At 73.3% G+C, this 11,822-nt stretch carries 10 protein-coding genes and 2 pseudogenes; 10 read left to right on the top strand and 2 right to left on the bottom strand.

The window, feature by feature from the left end:
* The 6 genes and pseudogenes from ABD691_RS27935 to ABD691_RS27910 form a co-directional block, all read left to right on the top strand.
* Positions 1 to 704 (top strand): annotated as a pseudogene (locus tag ABD691_RS27935) (primosome assembly protein PriA); the annotation flags it as partial.
* A gap of 163 nt (positions 705 to 867) precedes the next feature.
* Positions 868 to 2,673, top strand: coding sequence for a gamma-glutamyltransferase (gene ggt / locus ABD691_RS27930; protein ID WP_344684751.1), 1,806 nt, complete (start codon positions 868 to 870; stop codon positions 2,671 to 2,673).
* 120 nt (positions 2,674 to 2,793) lie between these two features.
* Positions 2,794 to 3,348: a peptide deformylase gene (gene def, locus ABD691_RS27925; RefSeq protein WP_344684749.1), complete on the top strand. Its 555-nt coding sequence runs from the start codon at positions 2,794 to 2,796 to the stop codon at positions 3,346 to 3,348.
* Position 3,349: 1 nt separating this feature from the next.
* A complete protein-coding gene (gene fmt / locus ABD691_RS27920) occupies positions 3,350 to 4,276 on the top strand; it encodes a methionyl-tRNA formyltransferase (RefSeq protein ID WP_344684752.1) in 927 nt (308 codons plus the stop codon).
* Positions 4,273 to 5,694 carry an RsmB/NOP family class I SAM-dependent RNA methyltransferase gene (locus tag ABD691_RS27915; protein ID WP_344684747.1) on the top strand — a complete coding sequence of 474 codons (1,422 nt, stop codon included), beginning with the start codon at positions 4,273 to 4,275 and terminating at the stop codon, positions 5,692 to 5,694. The genes fmt and ABD691_RS27915 overlap by 4 nt, the downstream gene beginning before the upstream one ends.
* A 19-nt stretch (positions 5,695 to 5,713) precedes the next feature.
* Positions 5,714 to 6,166, top strand: a complete 453-nt coding sequence (locus tag ABD691_RS27910) for a nucleoside deaminase (protein WP_344684745.1) — start codon at positions 5,714 to 5,716, stop codon at positions 6,164 to 6,166.
* 225 nt (positions 6,167 to 6,391) lie between these two features.
* Here ABD691_RS27910 and ABD691_RS27905 read toward each other — a convergent pair whose 3' ends face one another.
* Complete coding sequence (locus ABD691_RS27905) at positions 6,392 to 7,087, bottom strand: zf-HC2 domain-containing protein (protein ID WP_344684743.1); 696 nt, start codon at positions 7,085 to 7,087, stop codon at positions 6,392 to 6,394.
* Positions 7,077 to 8,432, bottom strand: coding sequence for an APC family permease (locus ABD691_RS27900; protein WP_344684741.1), 1,356 nt, complete (start codon positions 8,430 to 8,432; stop codon positions 7,077 to 7,079). Before ABD691_RS27900 ends, ABD691_RS27905 begins: the two co-directional genes overlap by 11 nt.
* A gap of 122 nt (positions 8,433 to 8,554) precedes the next feature.
* Between ABD691_RS27900 and ABD691_RS27895 the strand changes: the two genes are divergently transcribed.
* From ABD691_RS27895 to ABD691_RS33805, 4 genes and pseudogenes are all read left to right on the top strand, one after another.
* Entirely contained in the window at positions 8,555 to 8,974 is a 420-nt protein-coding gene (locus ABD691_RS27895) for an OsmC family protein (protein ID WP_344684739.1), read from the top strand.
* A gap of 159 nt (positions 8,975 to 9,133) precedes the next feature.
* A complete protein-coding gene (locus ABD691_RS27890) occupies positions 9,134 to 10,537 on the top strand; it encodes an amino acid permease (RefSeq protein WP_344684737.1) in 1,404 nt (467 codons plus the stop codon).
* Between the two features lie 475 nt (positions 10,538 to 11,012).
* Positions 11,013 to 11,693: a ribulose-phosphate 3-epimerase gene (gene rpe, locus ABD691_RS27885; protein ID WP_425565177.1), complete on the top strand. Its 681-nt coding sequence runs from the start codon at positions 11,013 to 11,015 to the stop codon at positions 11,691 to 11,693.
* Positions 11,694 to 11,707: 14 nt separating this feature from the next.
* Positions 11,708 to 11,822: pseudogene (locus tag ABD691_RS33805) on the top strand (bifunctional diaminohydroxyphosphoribosylaminopyrimidine deaminase/5-amino-6-(5-phosphoribosylamino)uracil reductase RibD); the annotation flags it as partial.

Genomic DNA, 11,822 nt, shown 5'->3' with positions numbered 1-11,822 from the left:
CGTCGTGCGGGTCGCGGCGGCTCCGCGCGGTCGCCGTGGGCGCCGGGCGGACCGCCGAGGAGCTGGGACGGGCGTTCAGCGGCGTGGCCGTGCGGACCTCGGGCGGGGGAGAGGTGCTGGAGTCCGTGCCCGCCAAGCCCGCGCTGATCGTGTGCACGCCGGGAGCCGAACCGGTCGCCGAAGGCGGCTACGGCGCGGCGCTGCTGCTGGACGGGCGGACCCTGCTGTCCCGGCCGGAGCTGCGGGCGTCGGAGGCGGCGCTGCGGCTGTGGTTCGCGGCGGCGGGCATGGTCCGCCCGGCCCAGGACGGCGGCCGGGTGGTGGTCATGGCGGACTCGTCGTTGCAGCAGGTCCAGGCGCTGGTCCGGTGGGACCCGGCGTGGTTCGCCGCCCTGGAACTGGCGGGCCGGGAGGAGCTGGGCTTCCCGCCTGCGCGGCGGGTCGCGGCCGTCGACGGCACGCCGGAGGCGATCGAGTCGCTGCTGGACCTGGTGGAGATGCCCGCCACCGGCGAGGTGCTGGGGCCGGTCCCGATCGGCGAGGTCGACGAGGAGGGCAACTCCGAGCGGGAGCGGGTCCTGGTCCGCGTGTCGCGCTCCGAAGGCCGCGCGCTCGCGGCGGCGCTGCACGAGGCGCAGGCCGTGCGGGCGGCGAGGAAGGCGACGGAGCTGCAAGTCCGCATGGACCCGCTGGAGTTGCTGTAGGGCTCGTCTTGCTTGGCGGTGCGGGTTTCGTGGGCTGAGCGGCTTCGCCGCTTGAAGATGGAGACCACGCGACGTCGCCGCCTCCAAGAACCGGGCCGGGATCGGTTGTTTTTCCTTGGGGGCTGGGCAAGTATCGGGCGTTGTCGTTGTTGGAGGGGTGACGATGGTGCTTGGGAGACAGGCGCGGGCCGCGGTCGGGGTGCTCACCTCGTGCGTGCTGGTCGCACCGGTGGCGCAGGCCGTTCCGGCGGGACCGCCGGTGCCGCCGAAGCAGGCCGAGGCGGTCGGCTACGGCGGAGCGGTGTCCAGTGTGGACCCGGACGCCACGGCGGCCGGGATCGAGGTGCTGCGCCGTGGCGGGACCGCGGCGGACGCGGCGGTGGCGGTGGCTGCGGCGCTCGGGGTGACCGAGCCCTACTCCGCGGGCATCGGCGGTGGCGGCTACTTCGTGCACTACGACGCCGAAACCGGTGAGGTGTCGACCATCGACGGCCGGGAGACCGCTCCTGCGTCGGCGCGCGAGGACATGTTCCTGGAGAACGGCAAGCCGATCCCGTTCGCCGAGGCGGTCACCAGCGGGCTCGGCGTCGGGGTGCCCGGCACCCCGCAGACCTGGCAGGAGGCGCTGGACCGCTGGGGCGGCAAGGACCTCGCCGAGGTGCTGCGCCCGGCCGAGCGGCTGGCCGACCGCGGCTTCACCGTCGACGAGACCTTCCGGGCGCAGACCGCGAGCAACCAGGAGCGCTTCAGCGTCTTCCCGGCCACCCGCGACCTGTTCCTGCCCGGCGGCAAGCCCCCTGAGGTCGGCAGCGTCCTGCGCAACCCGGACCTCGCCGAGACCTACCGCACCCTGGGCGAGGAGGGCGTCGAAGCGCTCTACGACGGGGAGGTCGGCGCCGACGTCGTCGACACCGTCCGCACCCCGCCGGTCGACCCGGCCTCCGGCCGCAACGTCCGCGCGGGCGGCATGACCGCCGACGACCTCCGCGGCTACCGCGCGGTCGAGCAGGAACCGAGCCGCACCGAGTACCGGGGCCTGGACGTCTACGGCATGGCGCCGTCGAGCTCAGGCGGAACGACCGTGGGCGAAGCGCTCAACATCCTGGAGCGCACCGACCTCGGCGCGGCGGACAAGACCGCGTACCTGCACCGGTTCCTGGAGGCCAGCAAGATCGGCTTCGCCGACCGCAACCGCTGGGTCGGCGACCCGGCGTTCAGCGACGTGCCCACCGAGGAACTGCTCAGCCAGGAGTTCGCCGACTCCCGCGAGTGCCTGATCGCCCCGGACGCGGTGCTGCCCACCCCGGTCGCCGCAGGCGATCCGCGCGACCCGAAGGGCTGCGCGGCGGGAACCGCCGAGGGCACCGAGCCCTACGAAGGCCCCAACACCACGCACCTCACCGTCGCCGACGCCAGCGGTGACGTGGTGTCCTACACGCTGACCATCGAGCAGACCGGTGGCAGCGGGATCGTGGTGCCCGGTCGCGGTTTCCTGCTCAACAACGAGCTGACCGACTTCAACTTCACCCCGGTCACCCCGGGCGAGCCGGACCCGAACCTGCCCGCCCCGGGCAAGCGCCCGCGCAGCTCGATGAGCCCGACCATCCTGCTCCAGGACGGCAAGCCGGTGCTCGCCGTCGGCAGCCCCGGCGGGGCGACCATCATCACCACCGTGCTCCAGGTGCTGACCGGCCGCCTGGACCGCGATCTGTCCCTTGTGGACGCCATCGCCGAACCCCGCGCCTCGCAGCGCAACTCCGCGCAGACCGAGGCCGAGGCGGGCTTCCTGTCCCAGCCAGAGGCCGAGAAGCTGCGCGCGATCGGGCACCAGTTCAAGGACGGCGGTGAACGCGGCGAGATCGGTGCCGCGACCGGGGTCGAGCTGCTGCCGGACGGCCGCTGGGTCGCGGCGGCCGAGCCCGAGCGCCGCGGTGGCGGATCCGCCGCCGTGGTCGTTCCGGCGCGGTGACCCGCGGGTGGTGCCGCCGGCCGTGACCGGCGGCACCGCCCGCCAGCGGTGGGGAGGAGCCCGGCGGGTGCGGGCACTAGACTCCTGGGGTCCTGTTCCCGCCCGTCCAGGGAGACCTGCGTGACCGTCCAGCCGATCAGGCTCTTCGGCGACCCCGTGCTGCGGACCCGAGCCGACGAGGTCGTCGACTTCGACAAGGAGCTGCGCAACCTCGTCCGCGACCTCTGGGACACCATGGAGGACCAGGGCGGCGCCGGACTGGCCGCGCCGCAGCTCGGGGTGGGCCTGCGGGTGTTCACCTACCACTGCGACGGCTTCGCCGGGCACCTGGTGAACCCGAGCTTCGACGCCGTCGGCGACGAGATCCAGGACGGCCTGGAGGGCTGCCTGTCGATCCCAGACCTGACCTGGGAGTGCCGCCGGTACCTCAACGTGGTCGCGCGCGGCTGGAACATGCACGGCGAGCCGGTGGAGATCGAGGGCTCGCACCTGCTGGCGCGCTGCATCCAGCACGAGACCGACCACCTCGACGGCGTGCTGTTCGTCGACCGGCTCGACGAGCAGACCCGCAAGGCCGCGATGCAGGAGATCCGCCGCGCCTCCTGGTTCGACGGCGGGAACGCGCCGGTGCTCAAGGAGAGCCCGCACCCGCTGTTCGGAAAGGTCCGTGACTGAGATGCGGCTGGTCTTCGCCGGTACGCCCGAACCCGCGGTGCCCGCCCTGCGCGGGCTGATCGAGTCCGGTCGCCACGAGGTCGCCGCCGTGGTCACCCGCCCCGACGCCCCCGCGGGACGCGGGCGCCGGCTGGTCCGGTCGCCCGTCGGCGCCCTGGCCGACGAGCACGGCATCGAGGTCCTGACCCCGGCCAAGGCGTCCGATCCGGACTTCCTGGCGCGGCTGCGCGAGCTGGAGCCGGACTGCTGCCCGGTCGTCGCCTACGGCGCGCTGCTGCGGCGGAAGGCGCTGGAGATCCCCCGGCACGGCTGGGTCAACCTGCACTTCTCGCTGCTGCCGGCCTGGCGCGGCGCGGCGCCGGTGCAGGCCGCGATCCGGCACGGCGACGAGATCACCGGGGCGAGCACGTTCCGGCTGGTTCCCGAGCTCGACGCGGGTCCGGTGTTCGGCGTGGTCACCGAGGAGATCCGCGGTACCGACACCTCCGGTGACCTGCTCGGCAGGCTGGCGGTCTCCGGCGGGCAGCTGCTGCTGGCCACCCTCGACGGGATCGAGGACGGGACCCTGCGCGCCGAGGAGCAGCCGTCCGACGGGGTCAGCTACGCGCCGAAGGTGGAGGTCGACGACGCCAAGGTCGACTTCGCCGCCCCGGCGCTCGCGGTCGACCGGCTGGTCCGGTCGGTGACGCCGGACCCCGGTGCGTGGGCGCTTTTCCGGGACGAGCGGTTCAAGCTCGGACCGGTCTCCCCCGTGGACGAGGAAGGGCTCGCGCCGGGCGAGATCGCGGTCGAGCGCAAGCGGGTGCTCGTCGGCACCGGCACCACCGCGGTGGCGCTGGGCGAGGTGCAGGCGCAGGGCAAGAAGCGGATGGCCGCCACGGACTGGGCGCGTGGGAGCCGGATCGAACGAGGAGAACGGCTGAAGTGACCGACCATCGTCCCCGCAAGCCCTCCCGGCCGGGCGGATCCCGTCCGCCGCGGCCCCGCCGCGGGCCCGCCCGGCCGCCCGCGGAGGACCCGGCCCGGCTGGCGGCGCTGGAGACCCTGCGCGCGGTGCGGGACCGGGACGCCTACGCCAACCTCGCGCTGCCCGCGCTGCTCAAGCAGCGCCGGATCACCGGCCGCGACGCCGCGCTGGCCACCGAGCTGACCTACGGCGCGTGCCGGGCGCAGGGCATGCTCGACGAGATCATCGCCGACTGCAGCGCCCGCCCGCTGACCGAGGTCGACCCGAAGCTGCTGGACGCGCTGCGGCTGGGCGCCTACCAGCTGCTGCGCACCCGGATCCCGTCGCACGCCGCGGTCGCGTCCACCGTGGACATGGTTCGGTCCGAGTCCGGTTCCAAGCTGGCCGGTTTCGCCAACGCCGTGCTGCGGCGGATCAGCGAGCGGGACGAGCAGCAGTGGGTGGACCGGCTCGCGCCCGACCGGGCCCAGGACCCGGTCGGCCACCTCGCGTTCCGCTACGCGCACCCGCGCTGGATCGCCCAGGCGTTCGCCGACGCGCTCGGCACCACCGGCGCCGAGCTGGAGTCGGCGCTGGCCGCCGACGACGCCCGGCCCGCCGTGCACCTGACCGCCCGGCCGGGCGAGATCAGCGCCGAGGAGCTCGCCGCGATCACCGGCGGCGAGGAGGCGCCGTACTCGCCCTACGGCGTGCACCTCGAAGCGGGCGCCGGTGACCCCGGCGAGCTGGAGCCGGTCCGCGAGGGCTTCGCGGCCGTGCAGGACGAGGGCAGCCAGCTCGTCTCGCTCGCGCTGACCCGAGCCGGGCTGGAGGGCCCGGACCGGCGGTGGCTGGACCTGTGCGCAGGCCCCGGCGGCAAGGCCGCTCTGCTGGGTGCGCTGGTCACCCTCGACGGCGGAACGCTCGATGCGGTCGAGCAGGCCCCGCACCGGGCGGAACTGGTCCGCCGCAGCACTGATGGACTCGCGGTCGACGTGCACGTCGGCGACGGGCGCGATCCCGGTCTGGAACCGGGCTACGACCGGGTGCTCGTCGACGCGCCGTGCACCGGGCTCGGCGCGCTGCGCAGGCGGCCGGAGGCGCGCTGGCGCCGCAGGCCCGCCGACGTGCCGGAGCTGGCGAAGCTCCAGCGCGAGCTGCTGATGTCGGCGGTGCGGCTGACCCGGCCGGGCGGCGTGGTGGCGTACGTGGTCTGCTCCCCGCACCTGTCGGAGACCGACGGGGTCGTCTCGGACGTGGTGCGCCGCGCCGGGGTCGAGCAGATCGACGCGCGCCCGCATTTCCCGGACGTGCCCGACCTCGGCGACGGACCGTCGGTGCAGCTCTGGCCGCACAAGCACGGCACGGACGCCATGTTCTGCGCGTTGCTTCGGGTGTGAGTGGCTGGAGGAGGAGCCGGTGTCGGAAGAGGAGTTCCGGCGGTGGCTGGACGTCGCCGTGGCGGAGGCGCGGGCCGGGGCCGCCGAGGGCGGGATCCCGATCGGCGCGGCGCTGATCGGTCGCGACGGGCAGGTGCTGGGCCGGGGGCACAACCGGCGGGTGCAGGACGGTGACCCGTCCGTGCACGGCGAGACCTCGGCCTTCCGCAACGCGGGCAGGCAGCGCTCTTATGCGGGCACGACCATGGTCACCACGCTGTCGCCGTGCTGGTACTGCAGCGGGTTGGTGCGGCAGTTCGGCATCGGCCGGGTCGTCATCGGCGAGGCGCGCAACTTCCACGGCGGGCACGACTGGCTGGCCGAGCACGGCGTGGAGGTCGTGGTGCTCGACGACCCCGGGTGCGCGCGGATGATGGCCGAGTTCATCGAGGCGCACCCCGCGCTGTGGAACGAGGACATCGGCGAGGACTGACTCCGGCTGCCCGGGTTCTCGGGCTGCCTGGCGTTCTCGGGCTGCCTGGCGTTCTCGGTCCGCCCGGCGCTCTGGCTGCCCGGCGCTCTGGTTGCCCGGGGTTGTCGGTCAGCCCGGCGTTCTCCGCTGCCCGGCGCTCTCCGGCTGCCCGGGGTTCTCAAGCTGCCGGGGGTTCTCGGCTGCCCGGCGCTCTGGTTGCCCAGGATTCTCGGTCAGCCCGGGTTCTCAGGCCGCCCGGCGCTCCTGGGCGGTCGGGCGCAGCGTCGGCGGAGCCTCGCCGGGCACCAGGTCGTCGTACGGCGGCAGGTCGACGTGGTCGTGACCGGTGCTGCCCGCCGATCCACCGGGGTGGTGGCCCCGGCCGGTCCAGTGCACGGCGCAGAGCAGGCCGAGGCCGATGAGCATCAGGCCGTGCGAGGCGACGCGGTCGAGCGTGACCACCCCGGTGATCAGGTCGTAGAGCGAGAAGCCGGTCAGCACCAGCAGGAACACGCCGAGCACCGGCAGCATCCCCGCGACCGCCCTGGTGCGGATGGCCGCCCACAGCAGTCCGGCGCCGACCGCGACGTTCCACGCGGTGCTCTCGTTGAACAGGTGCGCGCTCATCTCGTGGTGCCCGTGCGTTCCGAAGCCCAGCATCTGCGCCAGGCCGAGCAGCAGCTGGGCCACCGCGACCGCGCCGAGCGAGCGGCGCAGCACCGGCAGCCTGCGCGGGAACCGGTCGAGCACCACGTCGACGAGGTCGGGCGTGGCGACGGCGGGCCGCACCCGCAGGCTCCGGGTGAGCGCGGTCGCCTCGGCCTGCCACGCCCGGCAGGCGGCGCACCGGCTCAGATGGGCTTCGACCTGTTCGGCGGGCGCGGCACCGGGCTCCGAGTCCAGCCGCGCCGACACCGAGATCCGGCAGCTCTCACAGTCCACGGTCAGATTGTCGGTCCCGGCCGCCGGAGAGTTCCGCCGGGCCCCCGCGGGTGACGAGGTGGGCGGCGACCCCGATCACCAGCCACACCCCGCCGGCGGCGAGCGCGAGCGGGCTCGCCGTGACCAGCACCGCCAGCGCGATCAGCGCGCCCACGACGGGCGCCACCACGACCGCCCAGCCGCGTTCGCGCCCGGCGACTGCGAAGTAACCGACGACCGCGGCGTGCAGCAGCACGAACGACGCCAGGGCGCCGACGGTGACCAGCGATGACAGCACCTCCAGCCCGTCGGTCGCCGATGCCGCCCACACCGAGACCAGCAGCGTGACCGCGGCGGCGAGCAGAGTCGCGTTGCGCGGCACGTGCGCGCGCCGGTCGACCCGGCCCAGCAGCGCCGGCATCTGCCCGTCCCGGGCCATCCCGTAGAGCAGCCTGCTCACCGCGGCCTGCGCGACCATCGCGGAGAACGCCGGGGCCACCGCCTTCACCGCGGTCACCGCGACCGCGAGCCAGCCGCCGATCGCGGCGCGCAGCATGTCGTAGAACGCGGAGTCCTGCGCGTCCGGGGCTGCGGCCAGCTGCTCCGGGGTCAGCGGTTCGAGCAGCCCGGCCAGGTAGGTCTGGACGATGAACAGCACGCCGGTCAGGGCCAGGCAGAACAGCAGCGCGCGGCCGACCTGGCGGGACGACCCGGTGTTCTCCTCGGCGAAGGAGGCGATGGCGTCGAACCCGAGGAACGACAGCACCGCCACCGACACCGCGCCGAGCACCGCCTGCGGCGAGCCGGTGAACGGCGCGAGCAGCGACCGGTCGGTGCCCTCGGTGGCCAGCACCACGACCGCGGCGACCACGAACACCGCGAGCAGCACGATCTCGATCGCCAGCACCGCGGTCCCGACCACCGCGGCGACCTTGACCCCGGACAGGTTCAGCGCGGTCACCACCGCGATCGCCGCGCCGGTCGCCGCCCACACCGGTACGGCGGGCAGCAGCGAGTTCGCGGCGATGCCGACGAACAGCGAGGCGACGCTGGGGATCAGCAGGTAGTCGAGCAGGATCATCCAGCCCGCGACGAAACCGGCCGGACGCCCGAGCCCGGCCTTGGCGTAGGCGAACACCGAGCCCGCCTTCGGCACCGCGGTCGACATCCGCGCGTAGGACCACGCCGTGAACCCCATCGCCGCGGTCGCGATCACGTACACCAGCGCGACCGCGCCGCCGCTGCGCGCGTGCAGCACGCCGAAGACCCCGACCGGGGCCAGCGGCCCGATGAACAGCAGCCCGGAGACGATCAGGTCCCGCAGCGAGAGCCGCCGCAGCAGCCCGTCGGAGGTCGTGGTGGTCATGGCTCTCCCGGGTGGAACATCGGCGGGCCGGCACGTGTTCGAATTGGACGGTTCCGATCACGGTGCTGCACCGCGGCGGAACACCACAACCACACCCAACATCCGAGATCAGGTGGTCTGCGATGTCCTCAACGCCCGTCGAGATCGACCGCACCGGCAAGCACACCTTCACCGCGACCAACGGCCGCGGCGGCGAGGTGACCATCGGGCGCGACGGCGCGCCGGACGCGTTCACCCCCGGTGAGCTGCTGCTCGCGGCCATCGCGGGCTGCTCGGCGGTGACCAGCGAGAACCTGCTCGTCCGCCGGCTCGGGGAGGAGGCGAAGCTGCGCGTGCACGCCGACCGCAGCAAGGCGCCCGAGGACCCGAACAAGTTCTCGGAGGTGCAGGTGACCTTCGACGTCGACCTCGGCGGGATCGAGGACGCCGACGAGCGCGCCAGGCTCGTCGACGCGGTGGAGCGCGCGATCGAGCGCCTGTGCACCGTGAGCCGTTCCGTCGAGGAGGGCACCCCGATCACCCTGACCCTGCCGCGGGACTGACTGGGCGACCGGGACTGACTCGCGCCGACCGGGACTGACTCGCGCCGACCGGGACTGGCTCGCGCCGACCGGGGCTGAGCCGCGGCCGAATCGAGAAAAGATCGTCATCAGCCGTGGGTACAGTGCTCGGGCACGTGACGAGCGCCCCGGGAGGCACGAGTGAGCCAGGTGGAGACCAGCAGGACCGAGGAGCCCGGGCTGCGCCGGGACCTCAGCGGCCGGCAGGTCGGGATGATCGCCGTGGGCGGCGCGATCGGTACCGGCCTGTTCCTGGGCTCCGGCCTGGCCATCTCGATCGCGGGCCCGGCGGTGATCATCGCCTACGCGGTCGGCGCGTTCGCCGCGCTGGCGGTGGCCTACGCGATCGCCGAGATGGTCGTGGTGCACCCCGAACCCGGTGGGTTCGGCGCGATCGCCCAGCGCTACCTCGGCGGAGCCTTCGGGTTCGTGCAGCGGTGGATCTACTTCGCCGCGCAGGTGGTCAACATCGGCAGCGAGGTCGTCGCGGCCGGGCTCTACCTGCAGTTCTGGTACCCGCAGTTACCGCTGTGGGTGCCGGTCGTGACGTTCTCGGTGGTGATGCTGGCGGTCAACGCCGCCGCCGTGCGCTACTTCGGCGAGTTCGAGTACTGGTTCGCCATGATCAAGGTCGTCACGATCGTGGTGTTCATCCTGCTCGGCATCACCTACATCGTCCTCGGCCTGCCCGGCAGGCCCGCGACCGGTGTCGGTGCGCTCACCGAGCACCAGGGGTTCCTGCCCAACGGCATCGGCGCGGTGTGGCTGGCGCTGACCGTGGTCACCTTCTCCTACCTGGGCACCGAGGCGATGGCGCTGACCGCGTCGGAGTCGCGCAACCCGGCCCGCGACGTGCCGCGCGCGGCGCGCGGCACGGTCCTGCGGCTGGCGCTGTTCTACATCGTCGGCATGCTCGTGGTGGTCTCGATCCTGCCCTGGAACCAGGTGTCCACCGAGGACGACGTCACCCAGAGCCCGTTCGTCCGGCTGTTCGCGATGGCGGGCATCCCGGCGGCGGCCGGGATCATGAACTTCGTGGTGCTCACCGCGGCGCTGTCGGCGATGAACACCAACCTCTACGTCGCCTCCCGGATGACCTACTCGCTGGCCCGCGACGGCTTCGCGCCGAGGTGGTTCACCGGGCTCAGCCGCAGCGGCGCACCGGTCCGGGCGCTGCTGCTGTCGGCGGCCGGGCTCGCACTGGCCGCGGCGATCTCGGCGTTGTCGCCGGACACCGCGTTCCCGCTGCTGCTCGGGCTGGCGCTGTTCGGCGCACTGGTGACCTGGCTGATCATCTTCGCCAGCCACCTGGCGTTCCGCCGCAGCCGCGCGGCCGAGGGCCTGCCGCCGTCGCCGGTGCGGCTGCCCGGGGCGCCGGTGACCACGGTGCTGGCGATGCTGTTCATCATCGCGGTCCTGGTGACCACGGCGTTCACCGAGCAGTTCGGCACCGCGTGGAAGGCGGGAGTGCCGTTCCTGGTCCTGCTGGTCGTGGCCTACCTGCTGGTGCGCGGGCGCCAGGGCGTACGCGGGGACGCCGACTAGGGCGTCTTGGAACTAGGGACGTCTTGGAAGCGGCGCGAGTCGCTGGCCGCCCGGCCCCGGACACCCCAACGCGCCCAGCCAGAAAGAAGCCTCCACCTACAAGGGCGGGGTTTGGTTCTCATCCCGTCGACCTGGCAAAGCCCGATCAGGCCGTGTCAAGGGGGCACATTCCCGAAAACCGCAGCGCAACAACGAAATCGCCCCCTTGACGCGGTCTGATAGCCCTCCGTGGAGGTCGACGGGATGAGAACCACCCCAACCGAACCGCAGCGAACAGCCCCATCTCATCCCGGAGACCTGCCGGGGGTCCGGGGTCGGCGAGAGCCCCGGAAACCACCCACGAAACCGCAGCCGAACCGGCAGAGCCGATTCGGTCCCGGAGACGTCCCGGCGCCCGGAACCCGCCCCCCACCACCAGCCCAGCAGGGCCGACCGAACGGGTGCATTTACACTCCCGCATGTGTCGAACCAGCCGATGATCGCGCCTTCCATCCTCTCCGCCGACTTCGCCCGTCTCGCCGACGAAGTGGCCGCCGTCAACGGCGAGCCCGGCCACCGCGCCGACTGGCTGCACGTGGACGTGATGGACGCGCACTTCGTGCCCAACCTGACCCTGGGCCTGCCGGTGGTGGAGTCGCTGCTGAAGGTCACCGACATCCCGATCGACTGCCACCTGATGATCGAGGACCCGGACCGCTGGGCCCCCGGTTACGCCGAGGCGGGCGCCTACAACGTGACGGTGCACGTCGAAGCCGCCAAGGACCCGGTCATGCTGGCCAAGGACCTGCGCGCGGCCGGGGCCAAGGCGGGCCTGTCGATCAAGCCGAACACCCCGCTGGAGCCCTACGTCGAGGTGCTCAAGCACTACGACACGCTGCTGGTGATGTCGGTCGAGCCCGGCTTCGGCGGCCAGAAGTTCATCGCCGAGGTGCTGGACAAGGCCCGCAAGGCGCGCGAGATGGTCGACACCGGCCACCTCAACCTGGTCGTGGAGATCGACGGCGGCATCAACGCCGACACCATCGAGCAGGCCGCCGAGGCGGGCGTGGACTGCTTCGTCGCGGGCTCGGCGGTCTACGGCGCCGAGGACCCGTCGCGCGCCATCGAGGCGCTGCGGGCCAAGGCCGCCCCGGCCTTCGCGCACGCCAGGCAGTGACCGCGGTGGGCTCGATGGACGCGCTGTCGGCCGCGATGCGCACCGCGATCGAGGCCAGCGAGGACGTGCGCGGAACGACGAGCCCGAACCCGCCGGTGGGCTGCGTGGTGCTCGACGCCGCGGGCGAGC

This window comes from Saccharopolyspora taberi, from assembly GCF_039534165.1.
Classification (GTDB): Bacteria; Actinomycetota; Actinomycetes; order Mycobacteriales; family Pseudonocardiaceae; genus Saccharopolyspora_D; species Saccharopolyspora_D taberi.
Note: the sequence above shows the minus strand (reverse complement) of the source record. Positions and strands in the feature narration are given on the sequence as shown.

Bases quoted from the DNA above. Each gene is read 5' to 3' on its own strand.
- ggt (WP_344684751.1), top strand. From the start codon at position 868: ATGGTGCTTGGGAGACAGGCGCGGGCCGCGGTCGGGGTGCTCACCTCG.
- fmt (WP_344684752.1), top strand. From the start codon at position 3,350: ATGCGGCTGGTCTTCGCCGGTACGCCCGAACCCGCGGTGCCCGCCCTG.
- ABD691_RS27900 (WP_344684741.1), bottom strand. From the start codon at position 8,432: ATGACCACCACGACCTCCGACGGGCTGCTGCGGCGGCTCTCGCTGCGG.
- ABD691_RS27895 (WP_344684739.1), top strand. From the start codon at position 8,555: ATGTCCTCAACGCCCGTCGAGATCGACCGCACCGGCAAGCACACCTTC.
- rpe (WP_425565177.1), top strand. From the start codon at position 11,013: ATGATCGCGCCTTCCATCCTCTCCGCCGACTTCGCCCGTCTCGCCGAC.